Raw genomic sequence first — 22,482 nt, forward strand, 5'->3', positions numbered from 1 at the left:
TTCTCCTTAAGCTGCGGTGCGTTGATCGTTCGACTGTTTAAATTCTGTTACGTCCCACAGCGTGACGCGGTTGTTTCCCGAGTCGGCGACGGCAAGGCGTCCGTTATGCAGCCAGATTCCATAGGGCCAGCAAAGCGAGTCGTGCGCAACTGCTTTCCATCGATTCTCGCCATTTGCGCCGAAGTGGTTCTGTCCGAGGACATGATCGGCGGCGTGTCCGCAGCCGGATGTGGGGAGCTGATCCCAGATCAGGATGCGGTTGTTGGCGGTGTCTGCGACTGCGAGGCGGGAGCCTTCGAGCGCGAGGCTGTAGGGGAAGCGAAGCTTCGCTGGTCCCTGAGCTATATATGGCAGCTCGGCAGCGCTCGAGAAGTCCGGTTGGCCGAGTACGAGCGAGGCATCGCTGTCCTGTTTGGGGAGCAGGGACCAGCCGAGAATACGGTGATTGCCGGCATCGGCAACCAGAAGGCGGTTTGCATCGCCTGCGATGGCGTGCGGCCAGCGGAAGGAACGCGCGCCGACATTTCCTCCTCGATTTTCTTCTCCGGTGGTTCCGGATTCCTGGCCGAGAATTACTTCCGCGGGTTGGTTTGGTTGTGGAAGGCCATGCCAGCCAAGCACGCGGCGATTGCCGGTGTCGGTGATCCAAAACCAGTCGCTTGTGAGGCCGATACCGTATGGCCAGTAGAGAGACGTGGGCGAAGGTAACGGCTGCCCGCGATTTGGTTCGACTGCAACTAAGTCTGGCTGGCCGATAGCATAATCGGGATCGACGCTGCTGTTTGTTGGCACCTGATTCCACACCAGCACGCGATGATGCCATGCATCGGCGACAATCAGTCGGCCTTCGTGGATTAGAACGCCGGTGGGCAGATGCAGCAGCTTTGGGCCTTCGCTTGAAAAATCAGGCTGGCCGAGCACGAAATACGCCGGGCTTCCATCATCTGCGGGAATGCCGCGCCACAACAGGATGCGATGATTGCCGCTGTCGGCTACGACGAGCCATTCGTCGTTGAAGAAGACTCCGCGAGGCGCGTAGAACTGCGACGGCGTGGGATGTGCTGCGGGCAACGCCAGTCCGCCGGGCGAGTAGGCTCCTAACCAGATGGGCTGCTTCATGAAGCGATCCTCACGATGACGCGGCCTTTTTCCATGCGCAGGGGCAGGGCTTCAAGCTGCGCTTCGGGCACGGTGAGGCATTCGCCATTGGTGCAGTCGTAGCGAAAGCCATGCCACGGGCAGGTAAGAACGCCGGTTTCGGGATCGATTCTGCCGCCATCGAGCGGCATGCCGAGATGCGCGCACTCGTTGCGGAAGGCCTGCAGCTTGTTGCCGAAGCGTACGATGAGGATGCTGATACCTTCCACATTCCAGCGGAAGGGCTCGGCTTCGATGACAGAGGAAGCGGTGGGACCGATGGCCCAGCCCGGCTCCACGTGCGGAGGCGATGACAGCGCGTCGAGAGGAACAAAGCCGGAAGGTTCGGGCTCGTTGGGAACGACCTCAACGGTTTGAATCTGCGGCAGGTGTTCGCGCAAGGCCTCTTCTACAGTGTTGCGCAGCGTGACGGCGGACATGGAGCATCCGTTGCAGGAGCCGGAGAGGCGCACGAAAACTGTATTCGGAGTCACGTCCATCAACTCGACATCGCCGCCATGCGACTGCATGTAGGGGCGCACGATTTCAAGCACGCGCGAGACGCGGGTGCGGAGGTCTTCGCGCACCAGTCCGTGCATGGTGAACAGGGTGTAGACGGCCGGATCGTCAACCAGCTCGAAAAGCAGCTCCTTGCCGTGAACGTCTTCTTTCAGGTGCTGCACGATGCGCGTCAGTCCGAGTTTATGCAGCTCCTCGATTGCCTTCTTCAGCGCCAGCGCGCGCGCCTGCGCGTCCTCGGGCAATGCGTGTACGTCGGCGAGCGCCTGGTCTGCCTGTTTGGCCAGCTGTTCGAGGCTCGAATTGGCGGGTGTTACAACGGAGGTCACGATGGGTCCTCAATCTGCGCTGGCGGGCAGCGGCTGAAAGCTTGCGTGCTGCTCCAGGCACTCGACGGTTTTTTGATAGAGCAGCTCCATGAAGACGGCCTTGGCTGAGGCGATCAGAAATTGCTCTGTTGTCTGATTCGGGTTCGGCTGCAGGCTGGGAGCCGGCCTTGATCCCAGCGCGCGAAGAATGAAGCTTGCTCCGGCACTGTCATGGAGCAGGAAGTCTTCAAAGACGGCGTCGACGAACCGATCGAGCCAGATGCCCTCGCCCATGCGGTTTTTGCGCAGACGATTGAGCGCCTGCGCTGCGCCTTCATTGCGCTGCTCGAGGCGTTCGACGTAGCGCTCCACGGCTGTCTGTAGCAGGACATCGAATTGTTGCCGCTCGTAGAGTTCCATGGTCAGTCGCGAGCCTCCTCGATTCTGCGATTGATCTCGGCAGTCAGCTCCAATGCAGAGGCGGCCATGTCGGGTTCTCCATGCCAGTGAAACAGTTTATGCGCCTCGTTCAGTTTTTCAAGTGACGGCTGAAAAATGCCCAGATGCGCGAGTGCGTTTGCCTGATTGGCGAGCAGCCGCGCATAGGCGAGCGGATCGAGCGCCTTGTTGCGGACTTCCAATAGCTCTTCGTAAAGCTCGACTGCCTGCTGCAGGTTTTCTTCAGGATGCGAAGTGGGCAGGTATTGCAATGCGTTGGCGAGGTTGAGTTGTGCCGAAGACCACATCTCAGGATGTGTGTCGCGGCGATAGACTTTCAGCGCTTCGCGCAGGCCCTGGATGGCGATTCCCATGCGCAGGTGGTCGCTGGCGTCCTGTGCGGGCAGAGTGAGAAAAGTGAGAGCGAGATTGCACTGGGCGAAGGCGTAGAGCTCGGGCAGATACTCAAGGCTGAGGCCGCAGCGGATTGCCTCCTGATAGGTTTTGGCCGCTTCGAGCAGTGGCCCGCGACGGCCTTCTGCCGAAGACTGCCAGGTAATTCCAAGGTTCAGCCATAGCTCCGCGCGCAATGAGATGAGCGGCGTATCGCCGGCGAGCTGAAGCGCTTCTTTGTAGCGTGCAATTGCTTTTGCGGGTGATGTCTCGCGCTCGATGGTTGCGAGCTGATGCAGGATTTGCGCGGCCAGCAGTGGTGAAGTTTCGCGGGAATATGTGATGGCCTCTTCAAGCAGAGAAGCGGCTTCGCGTTGTTCGTCTCTTTCGAGATACCAGGTAGCTGCGGTCAGCAATGCCATGGCGCGCAGCTCTGCGTCCAGAGATTCGGCATCGGGCACGGAGCTTGAAAGCCCGAGCGCGTATGCCGCGGCATGCAACAGGGGAAGCATGGGCTCGGGCAGCTTTTCGATCAGCGATTGATATTCCGCTGCGCTGGGCTCCAGCACGAAACGGTTCCACTGGTCGATGGCGGTGTTTCCCTGAATGCTTTGCCTTGCTTCTTCGAGATGGCCATTGATTGCAAGCTTGTAGAACCGCCAGTCATCTCCGACAGAAGCTGCTGCGTCTCCTGACATCAGCGCTGCGAGTGCTGTCTGATTGCCTGTTTCCGGCAGCAGCAGAAACGAGACCGGGAAAGAGAAGATGCCGACGGGCTGTGGACGGACCTGGATGGACGGGATGGCGAGAATTGTTGTCATGAAGTGGAACCACCGAATCTCTGGCTTTTCAGGTCGCGGTCGGCCGTGCGCTCGATCCACGCCGCGGCGATGCGTGCGCGCTCTGCCGAAGAGTAGTCGGCGATGCGACGCCGCTCTACATGAAATGCGTCTGAGCTCTCCGTGAAAAAGCCGAGATCGAGATACACAACCCAGCGTCCCTGCTCCAGCTCGACTGTAGCTCTGGCGGCGATGGCGGGCTGCAGCTCGTCCTTTGATCCAGAAACCGTCGGTGATTCGGAAACCGTTGGCATGCGGAAGGCGGCGCGCAGCGCTCCGGCGCGTTCATCCCAGAATGCGGGCCAGACGCCTGCCTGGGTGTTTTCTGGAAGGTAAGGGGCAGCGAGGAGGCTTCTGTCTCCGGCAGGATTGCGCTGCTTCAGCAGCAGGCCGCCGGCGGCGGCGCCGCGTGTTGGAAGCATCCAGAGTTCATCGCCTTTGACCATCAACACCAGCAGATCGTTCGGGAAATATTGTCGGGCCACGTGCGCAGGGAGAAGCAGATAGCCTTGAGCGTTGTAGTCGATCTCAATTGGCACCTGCATGAGCGTGGCTCCATTGAGCAAACAGCAGTTGTTCCAGCTTTCCGAGAGCGCGATCCACAGCAGGTGATAATGGAGCGCCGAATTCGAGCTGCGCGGCCTCGATGAGGAACACCGTAACGTTTTGAGGATACTCCTCTTTCAAGAGCCAGCGCGCAAAAGCGAGCGCGTGGTCCCAGCGGAATGAATGGAGATTGATGCCGGTAAGCGGAGGCAGCTGCTCCAGCTCCACTCCAGGAACCTGAAAGATTGCGCCTGGTTCGGAGCCGCTGGAACATGCATCGACCAGCACTACCTCCGGGACGCCGCGCATCTTGAAGGCAACGTCCATGCCTCCTGTGCCGCCATCAGCGCAAAGCACCCTTTCCGGGAGTCCCCGTTCCCACAGGCGCCGTACAAACACCGGGCCGGCTGCGTCATCCCCGCGAAGTAGATTGCCGCAGCCGATCACCAGTGTCTGTACCGGGCCCGTAGTGGGGAGAGCTGACAACATCCGTTTACATACCTTCGCCCATGCGGAAGCGCGCGAGTTCCTTGCCTGTCTTCTCGTCATAGGTATGCACGGTGCAGACGAGGCAGGAATCAAAGGAGCGGGCGACATGGCCCATCTCTACAGGGTCAGTCGGGTCCGTAATGTGAGCGCCGATAAAAGCCTGCTCCATCGGACCGTGAGTGTTCTGGCTGTCCTGCGGGCCGATGTTCCAGGCGGTCGGCGTGACCACCTGATAGTTCTCGATGCGGCCGTTCTTAATGACAATCCAGTCAGAGAGCGAGCCGCGCGCGGCCTCGGTCGATCCGAAGCCCTTGCCTTCCGCATGCTCGATGGGCTTGGTGTAGAACTTGTCGTGCAGATCAAGCTGGTCGAGCCATTTCCGCGCGAGCTTGTAATACTTGCAGGCTTCATGCATGCGCGCCATTACGCGAACTAGCACGCTTGGGCCTGCGGTCTGCACTGCATTGAGGAAGAGCGGGTCAAAGTCCTGGTGAGCGGCTGCGTCGGGGCGTCCGGCAACGACCTGCCGTGACAATGGGCCGGCTTCGAGCGGAAGAAAGCCCTTGCCATGGACTTCGTAACGGGGTGACTTTGCCCAGCTGTATTTGCCCTGCTTGCGGCCTTCTTCGGGATCGATCGGCTCGGTCACGCCTTCCCATGGATGCAGGTAGGTGCTGCCGCGATAGAACGAGTGCGCCGTGTCTTCACGCACATCCAGATGATTGAAGTCGTGGAATTCGCTTCCATCATAGACGCCGGAACGGTTGATCAGAGCAGCGTTACGTCCATCGACTGTGGGATTCTCGTAAAGCTCAGGCTGGAAATATGTGCCGGTGGCGAGATACGCGCCGCATCCGCCGCCGAACTTGTCGAGACCGACGCGCTTGCCGAAGCGCAGAAAGAGCCCGCAGTCGGAATTGCGCTGGCTGTCGTTCTCGTCGGCCCACTTCCACACATCGTCCCATGTCTTGTTTTCGAGCCATCGGTCAATGGAGCAGCCCAGCCACTTGCCTTCGAGCCACTCGCGCTTCCAGTAATCGAGGATCGAGATTGCGCGCGTGACATCAGAGAGCGTGGGTGCGCACATGACGCCGCCGGGAATCATGAAGCTCGAATGCGGCCACTGCCCGCCGAAAATCGCATAGACTTCAACCGGCTTGCCGGACAGCGTTACTCCGGGCTCATAGCTGGTTCCTACAAACGGAGTGAAGCGGCGGACCACTTCGTCATATTCCTCTGCCTTCGCATAGTTTTTATTGGTCAGGTCGATGGCGAAGAGGGCGTAGAACCAGCGTGGGATCGACTGCAGAGTTTCGCACGCCTGGGCTATGTTACGCACCAGGGTCGCATTCTGGGGAACGTGCGTGCTCCACGCTGTGTCGAGCGCATAGACTGCCTTGTAGAGATGGCTTCCGCCGCAAATACCGCAGATACGCGGCGTCACGATCAGGCCGGCCTGCGGATCTTTTCCTTTGAGGATGATTTCAAAGCCGCGAAACATGCTGGCTTCGGTCCATGCATCGGTCACAACGTTGTCGCGCACCGAGATTTTCAGATCGAGATCGCCTTCGACGCGGCCCAGAGGGCTGATGTGTATTTCCGATGCCGGGGTAACGGTAGCTGCCATAAATGCTCCTCTGTATTTCTGTCCGCTCCTAAACGACGAACATGTCTTCTTTCGCCCATTTCGGCGCAGCAATACGTGCTGCTGCTGCATGCGCCATGTAGGTGACGTGGTCGGTGCCGTTGGGCACTTCTTTGGGGATGGTTCCGCTGATCTTCTGTGTCTTGAATACGGTTCCGGGCTTCAGGTCGTAGAACGGAAACTCAGGCTCAGTGCAGCCGGTGCAGGGCATTCCGGCGCGCGTTTTGGAAGACTGGCGGTTCCACAGGATGCGGTTGCAGGGCGAGTGGGTGAGAGGACCGCGGCAGCCCAGCTCATAGAAGAGGCAGCCGGTACGCGTGCCCTGGCCGAACTCGATGGTCGACTGCTTGTATTCAAAGAACTGAACGCGGGTACAGCCGGTCTGCGTAAATGTTTTGAAGAAGGTCTGCGGGCGCTGCAGGTCGTCGAGAGCAATGTCTTTCGCGCGGCCTGAAGCAATCGCAACCAGGATCTGCGTCACCCAGTCAGGATGCGACGGGCAGCCGGGGATGTTGATGACCGGCAGTCCCCACTTCGAGCGGAAATCGGCGCCGAGGAAGCCGCCCTGCTTGCGCTTGAGATACTGCAGACCGAGGTTGTCTACAGGATTCGGCTCGGTGGCGGGGATTCCTCCCCAGCAGGCGCAATCGCCGATGGCGACGACGGCGCCGGCTTGGGATGCCAGCTCCTTGACCCAGTCCTTCATGGGGCGCTCGGCGAACATGTTGAAACGGCCGGAGCCGTTCGGGCCCATGATGACTGTGCCCTCAAAAACGAAAATGTCCAGTGGCTTTCTGCCGCTGGACAAATCATTGAATACCTTCTTTGCGTTGTCGCCCATTTCCATTCCGAGCGACGGGTGCCAGAGGACGTCGATTCCGAAGTCAGTAACCAGATCGCATGCGCTTGGTTCTTCCGCATTCAGGAACGACATCGTATTGCCGCTACACGCTCCGCCTTGCAACCAGAGCAGGCTCGCCATAGTGATTCTCCTTGGACGCCGGGCTTACCTTTCAAGCCCAAGTGCCGATTATTCTGCCCGGGCACAAACATGCTCAATAGCAAAATCTATGTATTTTCGGGGATTTCAGTGAAGGGATTCATTGCAAAATTGCAAATACGGTACTAAGAACATCTAAAACCCCGGCAGTGAGCATGAGAGTTACACTCAAAACGAATGAAAAAGAAGATTCTGATTGTATTTATCCTGGCGACCGCACTAGCCTCGACCGTCGCCGCGCAAGACATCAAAGAGTTTCTCGGCCGTTGGGACATGACGGTTACTCCCACCTCCGGCCAACCCTATCCGCAATGGATGGAGCTTACGGATAACGGAGGCAAAATCGAAGGCCGCGTTCAGCCAAGGGGCGGCGCGTGGCGTCCGATCGTCGGCGCCCACATGGAGTCGGGCAAATTGATCGTGGATGTGGGTGAAGCGCGCCCTGGTTCGGAAATCAGCTGGGAGCTTACTTCCTCCAGTGCAGATAAGCTGACCGGCATAGAGAAGCGCGGCGACGCCGGCGGTCCGATGCTCGCTGGCGTGAAGGCGCCTTCGCTTGACCGGCCAATGCCGAAGAAGTGGACCAAGCCCAGGCCTCTTTTCGACGGCAAAGATCTTAAGGGCTGGGAGCCGATTGGGAATGTCGAGAACAACAAATGGGTGGCGCGCAATGGCGAACTGGTGAATGACAATCCCGAAATCCCAGGGCAAAAAATCCACGGGGCTGCCAATATCAAGACCACAGAAGAGTTCCAGGACTTCAAGCTGCATATTGAAGTGAACTGCCCGGAAGGTGGCAATAGCGGCATCTATCTGCGCGGCCGCTATGAGCTGCAGGTGGGTACTGAAGGAGGCAAGCTCCCGTCACATGAGATGGGCGCGATCTACAGTTACTATCCCCCGCCAGAGGGCTCGGAAAATGGTCTCGGAAAATGGACGAGCTTCGACGTCACCCTGGTCGGCAGACATGTGACAGTGTTGCGCGATGGCAAGATATACCACGACAACGTCGAGCTCCCTGGCCCGACCGGAGGTGCTCTTGACAGCAATGAGGCCGAGCCAGGACCGTTCTATCTGCAGGGGGATCACCACGGCGTCATCGCTTACCGCAACATCACCATTTCCGTTCCGAAAAAATAAGGTTCCGTCTTGAGATGGGCGGCTGCCTCTCTTGCTGCCCGTCGTGTTCGCCTGGACTGTCTGCTCATGAGTGAATTGGCGATTTACCACTCGCCGCGTAGGCCCTAGCGAGTCGTCTGGCAAAGATCACTTGCCCAACAGAGCGGTGAGACACCGAGAAGGTTCCGGAGACAATCCGCATTCCTCCTGCCCCTGATGCCAGCGCCATAGCCCTTGCCGGCTCGCCCCTCCTGCGCAGAATATCAATCAGCGCAGGTGTCAAGGTTCAGAGATCAGGGAACAGAAATCAAGAATCGCAAAATTCACACTTGACATTGACCAGACAATACACAACCATAGGGTTGTGGATAATCTGGGTACAACATTTGCGGCTTTGTCTGATCCAACCCGCCGGGCAATGATCGAACGACTCTCCCATGGGCCTGCCTCGGTGCATGGATTGACGGAGCCGTTTCGACTGTCGCAGCAGATGATTTCAAAACATATTGCCTACCTGGTGCGGGCGCGGATTGTGATCAAGACGAAGCGTGGACGAGAGAGTGTATGCACGCTCAGGCCGGAGGCGATTAAGACGGTCAGCGACTGGGCGATCAGCTATCGCCGATTCTGGGAAGAGAGTTTCGACAAACTGGATGTAGTCGTAAATCAAATGAAGAAAGAGGAGGTCAGAGATGACAGAAAACACGGTTAGCGAAATTGAGCGGATGGTTGTCACAAGAGTTTTTGATGCCCCACGCGAGTTGGTTTGGAAGGCGTGGACAGACCCGAAGTACGTGATGCAGTGGTGGGGACCGAAGGGCTTTACTGCGCCGGTTTGTGAGATGGATTTTCGCGTTGGAGGGAAACTTCTCTGCTGCATGAAGGCGCCGGATGGGCAGGAGTTCTGGAATGCGGTTGAATACCACGAGATTGTTCCGTACGAGAGGATCGTTTCCCTGATGTACTTTTCGGACTCGAAGGGAAACAAGGTCGACCCTGCACAATTAGGAATAGAACATGAGGCTATAGATGGTGCGTACGACGTGACCATCTTTGAGGATCTCGGGAACGGCCAGACGAAACTCACCTTCATTGGAAATGAACCCATGGAGAGCGCGAAAAATAGCGGCCAACTCGAGGGCTGGAACCAGATACTCGATAAAGTTGCCGCGGTTATTGCGGAGCTGGTGCAGGCGAAATAGGAAGTTGACGTTTTGACGATCGTCATGCGCGAGATACAGCTGAGGCTGGCGGCGAAGGCTTGGTTAGAACAGGCTTTTCGCCGCTCATCCGAATAGTCGCCTTTCCGGACAAGCGACCCTTGGCTCAACTGTTGACTTCAGGGCAATGCACTCATTAATGCAGTTTCCATGAGTGCCTCGGCGATTTAGCATCGATCCAGGTTCATCACTGACGAGAAGACCTCCGTTATGGAGACGAGCTCCCCGGACCGCCGCTTGTAGACCTTCGACCACTTCAGTCGATGCACAGCCGCTGAGAACGTACGTCAGCCCGGAAATTGGATGCGGGCACACAGATCAGGCTTCGATGGGGGGCTTGGGAAGGACCACGAGGCCGCGCTGGGAGGCGGCGCGCACCAGTTCCATCTGCGTGTGCACATCGAGCTTCTGCATCAGGTTGGCGCGGTGCCGCGTGGCGGTATGCGGGCTGATGGAGAGGATATCGGCGACGGCCTGGGTGGTGTGGCCATCCACAATGAGCTGCAGCACTTCGCGCTCGCGCACGGTGAGGTCGATCCGCTCCATCTGGCGGTGCTCGACGCGCTGCAGGTCGATTGAGGGGCTGACATACTTTCCGCCTTTTGCCACGCGCTCTAATGCGCCGAAGAGCTCGTCGTCCATGGCCTGCTTCAGGACGTAGCCAAGCGCTCCATCATGCAGCGACTGGGCCACGAACTGGTCATCGTCGTACATGGAAAGCACGATTGTCTTGATTTTCGGGTGCTGGCGGGCGATGCGGCGTAATGTTTCGAGGCCATTCAATCGCGGCATGGATAAGTCGAGGATGGCAATGTCTACCTCAATGCTTTCGAGGCGGGCCAATCCCTCTTCGCCATTGTTTGCCTCGGCAACGATATGGTAGCGGTCATCTGCTCCGAGCAGCGCGGCCAGGCCACGCCGTACGATGGCGTGATCGTCGATGAGGATGATGCGCAAGGGCTTCATTGACGCGGAACCTCGACCCGGATGTGCGTGCCCTCGCCGGGAGTGGAATCGACCATCAGCACGCCGCCGAGCATTCCGGCGCGCTCTTTCATGCCGAGGAGGCCGAGACCGCGTCCGGTTGCAGAAGGATTGAAGCCGCAGCCGTTGTCGCGCACGCTCAGGCAAACCCTCTCTGCATCGCAACGCAGGTCGAGAGATGCATTCCGGGCGTTCGCATGGCTTAGAACATTGGTGAGCGCCTCCTGCGCGATGCGATAGAGCGCGATTTCACAGGACTGAGGCAGACGCGGGTCGAGGCTGTCGAGCGTGGCCTCTACGTCGAAGCCTGCCCTGTTTTTGATATCCGATACCAGCTGACGCAGCGCTACTTCGAGGCCGAGCTGGTCCAATGTAGGAGGCCGGAGCCAGCGCGCGAGGTCTTTGAGTCGTATGGTTGCCTGGTTCACCTGATCGCGCAGGTCGTCGAGATCGTGACGCAGCGTGGTATGCGCGGCGGGAATTTGCCGTGCCGCTACCTGCAGGGCGAGCTTGATGCCGATAAGAATCTGGCCGGCTTCGTCGTGCAGCTCGCGCGAAATGTGCTGGCGCTCTTCTTCAAGGCGGTTGACGTGGTTTGCCGATAGAGCGCGCACTTCCTGGTTCTTGACTTCAAGCGCCTTGAGCAGCTGCGCGTTGCGAATGGAAACCGCGGTGACGTTCGCCAGCGACTCGAGAAACGCAGCTTCCTGCCATGTGAACGGTGACTGCGGGATGGAACGGTGCAGCTCAAAGAAACCGATGACGGCATCGGCCTGGTCTTTGATGGGGACGCACAGTGCCTGGCAGACGGAGAAATCACGAACCAGTTCGGGGTCGGCGAGTGGATCACCGGCATAGTTGTTCGAGAGGTAGGGGAACTCGTTCTCCATGACGAATCCGGCCAGGCCTTCGTTGAGCCGCCAGCGTCTTTCCCAGTTGTGCCAGTGGTTCCGGCTCCAAAGCGCGTCACACACCATTTCGGCGACGCCTCCGACGGACTGCACGGCGAGCCCGGCCATGCCGCCATCGGCTTTCAAAAAGAGTCCGGCATTTTCGACCAGCTTGCGTACCAGGTGCACGGGATCAAGATGCTGGTTGATGGCGGCGCTGAAGCCCAGAAGCATCTCAAGCGAGCGCGACCACTCGCTCAGCCGGTCGAGCAGCCGGGCGCGCTGCACGCCTAATGAAGCAGCGAGCGCCAGCGTCTCCAGCGCGCGCACATCTTCCTGCGTGAAGAATGCTCCGCCTTTGCGGTTGGTGACTTCGATAAATGCAAGGACATTCGATTGGTGATTCAGCACGGGAACGCAGGCAACATTGCGTACTTTGTGCCGGGTGGAAAAATCCACTCCAAGATTGGGATCGAGCCGGGAGTTGTGGCAGACCATGGACTGCTGTGTTGCCACCACACGCGGCGCGAGTCCGCAGCCGGGGCCGGTTTTCAGCTCGACGGGATAGATGTATGCGATGTCCAGATTTTCGCCGGAGCCGGAATCAGTGCTTGCGGCATTCGCCTGAGCGACGATCGATCCGTATTCCAGCACGCCTACGGTTGCGCGCTCGGCCGAGGTGGCCTGCATAGCAAGGCTCGCAAGCGATTGCGCCAGCGCTTCGGTGTCCAGCTCTTCGACGGCGGTTCGGGCTGCGGCGCGGAAGACATCCATCGTGCGGGCCTGAGCGCGGTTTTCATGAGTGAGCCGCGCGACTTCGCGCCGCAGGCGCTCGATCTCCTCCGCCATGGCAGCGGACGAAAGACTGTCGCTCTCTGCGAGGTCGATGGTTTCCAGCTTCATGAAGAACCAACGCCGGCCTGTTGCTGTGCGAATCGCGCCTGGGTGAGGAATTTCATCCAGGCATCGAATCCTGCGCCAGTCTTTGCCGAGGTCTCAAGGATAGCAATTTCAGGGCGGATTTCGCGCAGGTTGTTTTGCGCCAGCTCAAGGTTGAAATCGCACGCCTGGGCCAGATCGATCTTGGTGATGACGGCAACATCGGCGGAGTTGAAGATGGTCGGGTACTTCAGGGGCTTGTCTTCGCCTTCGGTTACCGAGAGCAGGGCAACGCGAATCTTCTCGCCCAGATCGTAGGACGACGGGCATACAAGGTTGCCGACGTTTTCAATGAAGAGATAGTCGAAGTCCGAGAGCCGCCATCCTTCTAAATGATTGCCAATCATTTCTGCTTCAAGATGGCAGCAGCTGTGCGTGTTGATCTGGCGTACAGGTGCGCCACTTGCCGCGAGCCTGCGCGCATCGTTGTCGGTCGCGAGATCGCCGACCAGCGCGGCGGGATGCTCTCCGGTAAGGCGCAACTCGCGCAGTGTGCGTTCGAGGAAGGCCGTCTTGCCTGTTCCCGGGCTTGAAACCAGATTCAGCACCAGCACGCCTGCGTCCTCGAATCGCGCGCGCAGTCCAGTGGCCAGCTCGTCATTCTTCTTGAGAATACCCTTCCGCAATTCGACGATGCGTGTGGTCATGCGTCGGTCTCCTCGATTTCAAGCGATTCTATTTCCAGCTCGCGGCCCTGCCGGATGTCGCCGCTGGGTGTTCCGCATTGGGGACAGCGAAAACGCTGCACGCCTTCGAGTTCCACCAGCTGATCGCATGGCGCGCAGTAAATTATGACGGGCAGCTTTTGAATATCGAGGCGGGAGCCGGCAAGAATTGTGCCCTGGGTCACGATTTCGTAACCAAACTGGAGCGACTCTTCCACGACTCCGCTCAATGCGCCTACGCGCAGCCGGACACTCTGGATGTGTCCAGGCTGTTTTCCGGCGAATGCTTCCGTCACAGTGGTTACGACGCTTTGCACAATCGACAGCTCGTGCATTTAAGCCATCTTACGCCCGAAGTAGCGGCTCATTTCAACCAGGATGTGCAGGCTCTTCTGCACGCCGGGATCTTTGAGCATCTTCATCAGGTCAAAGACGCCGTACTGTTTCTGCTGCGGCGCAGCTTTGGCCGCGGTGTAGCTCTCGACTGCAAGCTGGCCCATTTCGGCGAGCGGCTTGACGGTTTTGGGGTCGAAGAAGCCGGATTGTGAGAGCAGCATGCCGGCTTCGGTAAGCTCAGATACTTTGTCGAGCAATCCGCTGGCAACCAGTTCATGGCCAGCCTGTACCAGCTGAGGCAGCTCAGACGCGACGAGCTTCAGCTGTTCAGGATCGATGCTCGAAGCCGCATTCCGGAGATCTCCTATGCTGTCCGAGATCGAATCGGCAACTGCGTCGCCTCTGCGCAGGAATTCATCGAGCGCTTTTACAGTGAAGGCGACAAGGTCCAGTTTGTCGAGGAGCAGCGCGAGGTTTTCGATGATGCGCGGGTCGGCAAGGCGATCGAGCAAGCCCGACCTGATCAGCTGGTCAAAGGACGGCGAGTTGGCGACATCGGCCATCTTCGTACCTGCATTCGCCAGTGCCGGCAGCTTGCCGATCAGGTCGGTGGCGTGGATGCTGTCCTGGCTGCGAAGCTCTTCTACGCCTTCGGAAATATTGTCGGCGAGCTCGGGGCCGCGATTCAGAAAGCCGGTCAGCATGTCGATGCTGCTTGAGATGATATCCAGGCGATCGAGCAGGCGGTTAAGCGAATCTACCGTACGCGGATCAGCGAGCCGCGCCTGCAATTCTTCCTGAGGAGAAAGAGAGACGGTTCCCATAACGATGACACACCTCTTCTGCGGGTCAAGTATGAACCTTGGAGATGGCGTGAGGCTATGGCATGAAGTTGCTATTCCTTGGCTGTGATGGCGGGGTTCCATTGCCGGCAGCTATGCTCGGTATGCATGGATGGTATCGTTCGCCGACGCATTCGCATTACCGGAGTTGTTCAGGGTGTGGGCTTTCGGCCTTATGTGTATGCGACGGCGGTGCGCCATGGGCTTGCGGGTTTCGTAGCGAATGATTCTGCCGGCGTGCTGGTCGAAATCGAGGGTAGCGTGTCGACGGTTGCTGATTTTCTTCGCGCTCTTGGGGAAAATCCTCCGCCGCTTTCGCGTATTGAGTCAGTGCAGACGACTGAAATTGAGGCATCGGGTGACGAGGGCTTCACGATTCAGCACAGCCATCCTATCGCCGGAGAAAACACGCCGGTGCCGCCTGATATTGCCACGTGTCCAGATTGCCTGGAGGAACTTTTCGATCCTCGAGACCGCCGCTATCGCTATCCCTTCATCAACTGCACCAATTGCGGCCCGCGCTTCACCATTATTCAGGGCCTGCCTTATGACCGGCCGTTGACCACCATGGCTGGTTTTGCCATGTGCGAAGCGTGCGCGCATGAATACCATGACCCGCTGAACCGCCGCTTTCACGCGCAGCCCATTGCCTGTCCGGAGTGCGGGCCCAGGCTTTTTCTGCATCCGGGAAATCTTGAAAGGGAAGCGGCGCTGCTCGAAGCGAAGCGCCTGTTGTATGAAGGGGCCATTGTAGCTATCAAGGGGATCGGCGGATTTCATCTTGCCTGCGATGCTACGAATGATGCGGCAGTGCTGGAGCTGCGACGCAGGAAAGGCCGCGTGGGCAAGCCGTTCGCGGTGATGGTTCCTACGCTTGAGAAGGTACGTCTCTATGCCGAGGTTGCGCCAGGCGAAGCGCAGATTCTCACCGGGCGTGAGCGCCCGATTGTTTTGCTGAATCGCCGGAAAGATGGTGGCGGCAAACTTTCTGAGTTTATCGCGCCGGGGCAGACGCAGCTTGGGTTCTTTCTGCCGTATTCTCCGCTGCATGCACTGTTGCTGGATGAGACTCCGCTGGTGATGACTTCCGGCAATCGCTCAGACGAGCCGATTGTGCGCGAAAACGACGAAGCACTGGAGCGGCTGGCAACTCTTGCCGACGCATTTCTTCTGCACAACCGCGATATTCATGTGGTTTGCGATGACTCCGTTGTTCGTGTGTTTTATCAACAGGAGCTGCCTGTTCGACGTTCGCGCGGTTACGCTCCTCTGCCTGTCCCTCTATCAGTTTCGGGGCCTGCGGTCCTTGCCGCCGGGGCAGAATTGAAAGCGACATTCTGTCTTACGCGTGGTCAGCGTGCTTACATGAGCCAGCACATCGGCGACATGGAAAATCTCGAAACGCAGCAGGCTTATGAACGCGCGCTTGCACAGATGCGCCGCCTCTTCCGCATTGGGCCTGAGGCGGTGGCCTGTGATCTGCATCCCGGTTATCTCTCCAGCCGATGGGCCAGCGAGTTTGCGGAAACGAATCATCTGCCGCTCGTAAAGGTGCAGCACCATCATGCTCATGCTGCCGCGCTGATGGCTGAGCACGGCATTCCTGAAGGCAGACAGATCATTGCTGTTGCCTTCGACGGTACAGGGCTTGGAACCGATGACGCTATCTGGGGTGGGGAGATTCTTCAGGCTGGATATAGTTCGTTCACGCGCCTTGGACATTTAAAGTATGCGCCTCTGCCCGGCGGCGACAGCTCGATCAAGAAGCCATATCGCATGGCCCTGGCGCATCTTTACGCTGCAGGGCTTGCATGGGATGAGGACCTGCCCTGTGTTCGCGCCTGCCCTGTGAGCGAGCGCCGCATCCTCCTGCGCCAGGTATCGCAAGGGTTGAACAGCCCTCCTACTTCGAGCATCGGGCGGCTCTTCGATGCGGCTGCATCCCTTATCGGACTCAGGCATGAAGTGAGCTATGAGGCGCAGGGCGCGATGGAGTTCGAAGCGATTGCTGCCTGCTGTGATACAGCTGACGCCTATGAATTTGCTCTTGATGATGAAATGATCTTCGATCCCGGTCCAGTATGGAGGAGCATGATCGACGACTTGAAACAGGGAACTTCTGCTTCGATCATTGCCGCCAGGTTTCATCATGGAGTGACTGGTCTGATTTTGCGCTGCTGTCAGGTTGCTCAGGCGCAATCCGGATTGAATACTGCTGGGCTGACCGGCGGAGTTTTTCAGAACGTCCTTCTAACAAGGCTTGCGATGAAGGCCCTAATGGACGCAGGCTTCGAGGTGCTGACCCATCACATTGTTCCGCCCAACGATGGAGGACTGGCGCTGGGGCAGGCAATTGCAGGCATCAGCATTCTCAATGCTTCTGCATAGCCTGTTCGGCGAGGGTAGAAACTTGTGCCCGCATCGACTACATATTCGTTCTCGTGCCAGAGAAAGGGCCAGGTGGCGATGCGCTCGCCGTGCTGGATGATTTCAATGACGCCGGGTTTCTGGTCGAGAATGACAGGATGGAAGGTGCTCTGACAGGCGATAACCAGTTTTTATGACGCGGATGGATGATAGTAATCCGACAAACTACAGCTCTCATAACCAGATAGTTATTTCCTTGTAGGAAGCGGTTGCAGATCAATTAAGCGTGCATTCAGCGATGACTACATTCCTCGGGATAATTCTTTGATGGCGTGAGAGTAAATCCTTCTTAAATAGAAGTTACTGATCTAGTAACTATCCTATAAAGAGAATTAATTTCGGGTAGTATCTCCCGGATTTTTTCTTGACTAGTTTTGCATTCCTCTTCATATTACTTTGAAACAAATTTAACAAGGTTGTTCTGTCTCCGCACCGAATCAGTTGCCGGAAGGGGCACGGGCGATCGAAGTGTATTCACGTGCAATTCCGGCGAGTCTGTTTCTCCAGTGCAGGCGCATGATTTGTATTCAAAATGGCATACGGCCTGTTCTCGTGAATATCCCGCAAGAGTTGGATTGCGGTAGTGCAGTTTCGTTGTTTTTCGCTTGTTTCCCAAGCCGGCTTTAGAAGGTTGTCTTTTGCAGGTTTTCGACTTCCTGTCCCTATGCTCCGCTCCTGGAAACGGGCATCGGGATTTCTATTTTCCCAGACACACCCAGGCTTCGGCCCGGGGAAGAACACAAAAAAGAAGTCAAGTTTCAAAGGGGGTGGATGTCATGACAAGGATGAAATTATGGTGGCCGACGCTCGCAATGCTGCTTCTGGCATTTCTATGTACAGGAGCAACCTCTGCGCTGGGCCAGGCCACGAACACCGGTACCGTAGTGGGAGTAATTACTGACCAGAATGGCGCAGTTATTCCCGAAGCCAACATTACCTTAACTGACACGTCGACAGGCGCAGCGCGAACGACGGCAACGAATGCTGATGGGCACTATGTATTCGTGAACACTCCTCCCGGAAGCTATCAGATCTCGGTCGAGAAAGACGGCTTCTCGACTGCCAAGACCACGCAGACGGTGAGTGTAGGCACGCAAACTACGGCAAACTTCAAGCTGGCAGTAGGCGCAGCAGCACAAACGGTCATTGTGCAGACGACAGGCGCAGAGCTGCAGACCCTGAACTCGACGGTGGGCAGCACGGTCCCGCCGGCTGCTATCAATTCGCTGCCGAGCCTTGGGCGCGACGTCGATACCTTTGCCACACTGCAGCCGGGCGTCAGCCCTGACGGCAGCGTCGCCGGAACAGTCGTCGATCAGGCCACCTTCCAGCTGGACGGCGGCAACAACAGCAACGATATGGACGGCAGCGGGAACGTATACACGAATTCCTATGCCGGCGACCCCACGGGCGGCGTTTCTGGCGCTTCTTCTTCCGGCGTGATGCCTACGCCAGCAGACAGCGTGGAAGAATTCAAGGTCAACACGACGAACCAGACAGCGGACTTCAATAACTCTTCGGGCATGCAGGTCGAAGTCGTGACCAGACGCGGCACCAATCAATGGCGCGGCACGGTTTACGAGTACTACCTTACTAACAGCTTCAGCGGTAATACCTGGAGCAACAACCTGACCGACACTCCGCGTCCCAGCTTTCACTACAACCGCTTCGGGGCTGCAGGCGGCGGGCCTATCCTTCCCAAGGAGATATGGGGAGGGAAGACCTACTTATTCGCAAATTACGAGGGATACCGCTATCCAAACTCTGCAACCTATGAGCGCTCTGTCCCGTCAGCAAACATGCGTAACGGTATCGTTGCGTTCAACGGCACAACCTATGACCTCAAGTCTCTGGATCCACGCGGCATCGGCATCAACCCGCTGGTGCAGCAATTATGGAATACCTATGAGCCGGTGGGAAATGATCCTGGTTGCACCGGCATATCGGGAGCCCGCTGCGATGGCGTGAATGAGGTTGGATACAAGGCGAACGTTTCATTGCCTCAAAACAGTAATTTCTTTGTCGCACGCATCGATCATGACTTCGGGCAGAAATGGCACTGGATGAGCAGCTACCGCTATTACAAGCTGGAGAACGCTTCCACAGCCCAGGTAGACATTGGAGGATTTTTCTCCGGAAACAAGCTGGGGACACCTGCCTCATTGGCCCAGCGTCCGGTGCAGCCCTGGTATTTTGTCACACAGCTGACCACAAATATCACGACCAACACCACCAATGACTTTCATTACAATTTCCTGCGCAACTTCTGGTCGTGGTCTACAAAGAACGCGCCGGCGCAGTTCAGTGGACTTGGTGGCGCGCTCGAGCCTATGGGTGAGTCAGGGACCGGCGTGCTGGCTCCATTCAACGTCGATACCCAGGACATTCGCCAGCGTTTCTGGGATGGGCAGGACCACACCCTTCGCGACGACATCACGATGCTGAAAGGCAACCACCTGCTGAACTTCGGCGGCCAGTACCAGCATAATTTCAACTACCACACCCGTACCGACAACGGCGGCGGCATCAACTACACCACAACCTATCAGCTGGGCGATGGGAACGGCGCGGGCCTGGTCGATCTGTCGTCTCTGTCCGGCTATCCCACCAGTACTACTGCCACTCGCGTGGCCGCGGCCACGATGGGAATCGTGACGGATTCACAAGTCGCCTACACGCGCTCGGGAAATAACCTGCAGCTGAATGCTCCGCTTACACCGGCTGCGGATAAGGTAACGATTCCGTATTACAACGTCTACTTCAGCGATACCTGGCATATGAAGCCGTCGTTCACACTGACCTACGGCCTTGGCTGGGCGCTGGAAATGCCGCCAACAGAAGCCACCGGCAAGCAGGTGGAACTGGTAGACGCGAGCGATCAGCCGATTGACATACAGGCTTATCTGGCGCGCCGCAAGGCATCTGCTCTGATCGGTCAGGTCTTCAATCCGATTGTTGGATATGCTCTCGTAGGCAATACAGGCAAGGGACTGAAATATCCATACAACCCGTTCTATGGTTCCTTCAGTCCGCGCGTAGCAGCGGCCTGGAATCCCACCTTCGATACCAGTACATGGCTGGGCAAAGCCTTCGGCGGGAACTCCACGGTCCTTCGCGGCGGTTACGGACGCATCTATGGGCGACTGAACGGTGTCGACCAGGTGCTGGTGCCGCTGCTAGGCACTGGTCTGATCCAGCCGGTGCAGTGCACCCGCGCGCTTTCGAGCGGCGCCTGCGGCCCGGATACGCCAACCGCAGCAACTGCATTCCGCATCGGCGTGGATGGCAACACTGCTCCCCTGCCAGCGGCCAGCGCGACGCTGCCACAGCCTCTCTATCCGGGCATCAACGATGTTTCGGCAGCCGCAGGCGAGGCTCTCGACCCGAACTTCCGTCCTAATGTAGTCGACTCCATCGACTTCACCATTCAGCGCCAGCTCGGGCCGAAGATGATGGTGGAAGTAGGTTATATCGGCCGCTGGATTCACCACGAATATCAGCCAATCAACATCAACGCTGTTCCTTACATGATGTCGGCTGGCGGCCAGCAGTTCCAGTCTGCCTATGCTGCCATCGAAAAAGCATTGGGCTGCACACAATCCGCCGCAGGGTGCGGAGCAAACGTGCCCGCCGCCACCATCAATAAACAGCCCAACCCAGCTTACGGAAACTTCATCAATGCACTGGCTGCGCAGCCGTTCTTTGAGAGCGCGCTTGCAGGAACCGGTTATTGCAACGGAACGTTCTCGAACGGGAGCGGTGCTTATGCAAACTGCACTGCAGCCGCGGTGGACAAGGAACTGGGTAACTTCGAAGCACAAAAGGTCTGGAGCATGTGGACCGACATGGACAACGGCGGGTTCAATTTCGGCCGCAGCATGTTGAACACGCCAATTCCCGGCTCTTCGATCGGCTCCAACGGGCAGATCTCAGGCGGTGTAGGAGTCAATGCCAGCCTGGGATACGGCAACTACAACGGCGGTTTCATCAGCTTCAGCACGCATGACTGGCATGGTCTTACCACCACGCACAACTTCACTTACAGCAAGGCGCTGGGCACTGGAGCTTTTGTACAGGCGACCAGCGAATATACAGCCAACGATCCCTTCGACCTGGGCAAGATGTACGGTTTGCAGGGATTCCAGCGGAAGTTCGTCTATAACTCATTCCTCGTCTGGGAGGAGCCGTGGTTCAAGGGCCAGCAGGGCCTTGTCGGGCGCCTCGCAGGCGGCTGGATTTTCTCTCCGATTATGACCGTTGGCAGCGGCGCTCCCCTGTATTGCAATACGCAGACGAACGCGCAGAGCTTTGGTTCAGCGGATGGCGTCAACTTCGCTACCAATGAACAATGCGTCTTCACCAGCCCATATAAAGGCGGCAATTCTGCGCATTATGGTGTGGCTGGCGGGACCGACAGCTTCGGAAACGATGTTGGAACATCTACAGCGGGTTCCGGCAGCGCGGCTGTCAACATGTTCAAAGATCCGGTGGCGGTCTTCAATCAGGTCCGTGCACCGATCCTTGGCGTCGATACCAAGAACCCCGGCGTTGGGCCCATCTACGGAATGCCTTACTGGAACGTGGATATGAGCCTGCAGAAGAACCTGAGGATCGCGGAGCGGCTGGCTTTTGAATACTCCATGATCTTTACGAATATCTTCAACCACAACGTGCTGCACGATCCGAGCTTCGATATTTCTAATCCATCCAGTTTCGGTGTTATATCGACGCAATGGAATACTCCACGAAAGATTCAATTCGGCTTCCGTTTCCGATATTAAGCCGGATGGAATTATTCTTTGGCCGGAGGCGAAATGCTTCCGGCCATCGCCTTGTCTGCCAATGACGGGAGGTCATTCAATATCCTGGCCTTCCCTGAAAATATTTCAATGCATCCTTAAGGGGCCACACTTCATGCGTCTGTCTACTGCTGTTATCTGTCTCTTCGCCCTTACTGCTCAGGCTGCCGATACGGGGCACTCTCTGCGCGGATACACCACGGAAAGCTCGGCCACGGAAGTCCAGTGGGAGCAGAAATTCCGCGGCATTCCTGAACCCGATCGCATCCGCGAGAGCATGCGCCGTCTGTCGGCGCGCCCGCATCACGTCGGCTCTCCTTATGACAAGGACAACGCCGAGTGGCTGCTGGCGCAGTTGAAGTCCTATGGGCTGGATGCGCAGATCGAGACCTTCTCGACGCTCTTTCCCACTCCGAAATCACGCTCACTCGAACTGCTCGGTCCGACGAAGTTCACTGCCAAGCTGCAGGAACCGACGCTCGGAGTGGATCCGACCTCAGATCAAACGAAGGAACAGCTTCCGAGCTATAACGCTTACTCCCACGATGGCGACGTGACCGGTCCGCTCGTGTATGTGAACTATGGCCGTCCGGAAGACTATGAAGAGCTCGACCGCCTGGGCATCTCGGTGAAAGGCGCAATTGTGATTGCACGCTATGGCGCGAGCTGGCGCGGCATCAAGCCCAAGGTTGCCGCCGAACACGGCGCTATCGGCTGCCTCATCTACTCCGACCCGCGTGATGACGGATATTTCAACGGCGATACTTATCCTGAAGGCCCGACGCGTCCGCCCGACGGCGTGCAGCGCGGAAGCGTGATGGACATGCCTGTCTATCCCGGCGATCCGCAGACGCCGGGCGTCGGTGCTGTTCCTGGCGTGAAGCTCATTCCGCTCGACCAGGTGCAGACCATTACCAAGATTCCGGTTCTGCCGATCTCGTATGCCG

Annotated in this window: 19 protein-coding genes; 6 read left to right on the forward strand and 13 right to left on the reverse strand. The window is 57.8% G+C overall.

All coding sequences use genetic code 11. From position 1 onward, the window contains the following. Positions 1-6 precede the first annotated feature (6 nt). From AC5S16_RS13385 to AC5S16_RS13420, 8 genes are read right to left on the reverse strand one after another with little or no spacing between them, the layout of a single operon-like run. Entirely contained in the window at positions 7-1,119 is a 1,113-nt protein-coding gene (locus AC5S16_RS13385) for an NHL repeat-containing protein (protein WP_493930573.1), read from the reverse strand. After that, positions 1,116-1,985, reverse strand: a complete 870-nt coding sequence (locus AC5S16_RS13390; protein ID WP_493930574.1) for a NifU family protein — start codon at positions 1,983-1,985, stop codon at positions 1,116-1,118. Before AC5S16_RS13390 ends, AC5S16_RS13385 begins: the two co-directional genes overlap by 4 nt. Positions 1,986-1,994: 9 nt before the next feature. After that, positions 1,995-2,384, reverse strand: a complete 390-nt coding sequence (locus AC5S16_RS13395) for a hypothetical protein (RefSeq protein WP_493930575.1) — start codon at positions 2,382-2,384, stop codon at positions 1,995-1,997. Between the two features lie 2 nt (positions 2,385-2,386). After that, a complete protein-coding gene (locus tag AC5S16_RS13400; RefSeq protein ID WP_493930576.1) occupies positions 2,387-3,616 on the reverse strand; it encodes a tetratricopeptide repeat protein in 1,230 nt (409 codons plus the stop codon). Continuing rightward, positions 3,613-4,179 carry a hypothetical protein gene (locus AC5S16_RS13405; RefSeq protein ID WP_493930577.1) on the reverse strand — a complete coding sequence of 189 codons (567 nt, stop codon included), beginning with the start codon at positions 4,177-4,179 and terminating at the stop codon, positions 3,613-3,615. The genes AC5S16_RS13400 and AC5S16_RS13405 overlap by 4 nt, the downstream gene beginning before the upstream one ends. Further along, entirely contained in the window at positions 4,163-4,669 is a 507-nt protein-coding gene (locus tag AC5S16_RS13410; RefSeq protein WP_493930578.1) for a hydrogenase maturation protease, read from the reverse strand. Before AC5S16_RS13410 ends, AC5S16_RS13405 begins: the two co-directional genes overlap by 17 nt. A 4-nt stretch (positions 4,670-4,673) precedes the next feature. Beyond that, positions 4,674-6,296 (reverse strand): nickel-dependent hydrogenase large subunit, encoded by a 1,623-nt coding sequence (locus tag AC5S16_RS13415; RefSeq protein ID WP_493930579.1) that lies wholly within the window; start codon positions 6,294-6,296, stop codon positions 4,674-4,676. Positions 6,297-6,324: 28 nt separating this feature from the next. Continuing rightward, entirely contained in the window at positions 6,325-7,296 is a 972-nt protein-coding gene (locus AC5S16_RS13420; RefSeq protein WP_493930580.1) for an NADH-quinone oxidoreductase subunit B family protein, read from the reverse strand. Between the two features lie 195 nt (positions 7,297-7,491). On the opposite strand from AC5S16_RS13420, the gene AC5S16_RS13425 reads away from it, so the two are divergent. From AC5S16_RS13425 to AC5S16_RS13435, 3 genes are all read left to right on the forward strand, one after another. Beyond that, positions 7,492-8,454, forward strand: coding sequence for a 3-keto-disaccharide hydrolase (locus tag AC5S16_RS13425; protein ID WP_493930581.1), 963 nt, complete (start codon positions 7,492-7,494; stop codon positions 8,452-8,454). Positions 8,455-8,797: 343 nt separating this feature from the next. Further along, positions 8,798-9,145, forward strand: coding sequence for an ArsR/SmtB family transcription factor (locus AC5S16_RS13430; protein WP_493930582.1), 348 nt, complete (start codon positions 8,798-8,800; stop codon positions 9,143-9,145). Further along, the gene (locus AC5S16_RS13435) at positions 9,126-9,635 is read left to right on the forward strand and encodes an SRPBCC family protein (protein ID WP_493930583.1); all 510 of its coding nucleotides are present in this window, start codon (positions 9,126-9,128) and stop codon (positions 9,633-9,635) included. The genes AC5S16_RS13430 and AC5S16_RS13435 overlap by 20 nt, the downstream gene beginning before the upstream one ends. Before the next feature lie 336 nt (positions 9,636-9,971). Here the strand turns inward: AC5S16_RS13435 and AC5S16_RS13440 are convergent, their stop codons facing one another. From AC5S16_RS13440 to AC5S16_RS13460, 5 genes are read right to left on the reverse strand one after another with little or no spacing between them, the layout of a single operon-like run. Further along, the gene (locus tag AC5S16_RS13440) at positions 9,972-10,619 is read right to left on the reverse strand and encodes a response regulator (protein WP_493930584.1); all 648 of its coding nucleotides are present in this window, start codon (positions 10,617-10,619) and stop codon (positions 9,972-9,974) included. Beyond that, a complete protein-coding gene (locus tag AC5S16_RS13445) occupies positions 10,616-12,430 on the reverse strand; it encodes a GAF domain-containing sensor histidine kinase (RefSeq protein WP_493930585.1) in 1,815 nt (604 codons plus the stop codon). The genes AC5S16_RS13440 and AC5S16_RS13445 overlap by 4 nt, the downstream gene beginning before the upstream one ends. Then, the gene (gene hypB, locus AC5S16_RS13450) at positions 12,427-13,113 is read right to left on the reverse strand and encodes a hydrogenase nickel incorporation protein HypB (RefSeq protein WP_493930586.1); all 687 of its coding nucleotides are present in this window, start codon (positions 13,111-13,113) and stop codon (positions 12,427-12,429) included. The genes AC5S16_RS13445 and hypB overlap by 4 nt, the downstream gene beginning before the upstream one ends. Continuing rightward, on the reverse strand, positions 13,110-13,466 hold the full coding sequence (hypA, locus tag AC5S16_RS13455) for a hydrogenase maturation nickel metallochaperone HypA (protein WP_493930587.1): 357 nt from the start codon (positions 13,464-13,466) through the stop codon (positions 13,110-13,112). Before hypA ends, hypB begins: the two co-directional genes overlap by 4 nt. Further along, positions 13,467-14,291: a DUF1641 domain-containing protein gene (locus AC5S16_RS13460; protein WP_493930588.1), complete on the reverse strand. Its 825-nt coding sequence runs from the start codon at positions 14,289-14,291 to the stop codon at positions 13,467-13,469. A gap of 126 nt (positions 14,292-14,417) precedes the next feature. Here AC5S16_RS13460 and hypF point away from each other — a divergent pair, with 126 nt between their 5' ends. From hypF to AC5S16_RS13475, 3 genes are all read left to right on the forward strand, one after another. Next, on the forward strand, positions 14,418-16,697 hold the full coding sequence (gene hypF, locus AC5S16_RS13465) for a carbamoyltransferase HypF (protein WP_493930589.1): 2,280 nt from the start codon (positions 14,418-14,420) through the stop codon (positions 16,695-16,697). 824 nt (positions 16,698-17,521) lie between these two features. Then, positions 17,522-21,517, forward strand: a complete 3,996-nt coding sequence (locus AC5S16_RS13470; RefSeq protein WP_493930590.1) for an outer membrane beta-barrel protein — start codon at positions 17,522-17,524, stop codon at positions 21,515-21,517. Between the two features lie 133 nt (positions 21,518-21,650). Then, positions 21,651-22,482 (forward strand): PA domain-containing protein (locus AC5S16_RS13475; protein WP_493930591.1); only part of this gene is annotated, 832 nt, incomplete at its 3' end.

The organism is Acidobacterium sp. FHG110202_01 (assembly GCF_059115305.1).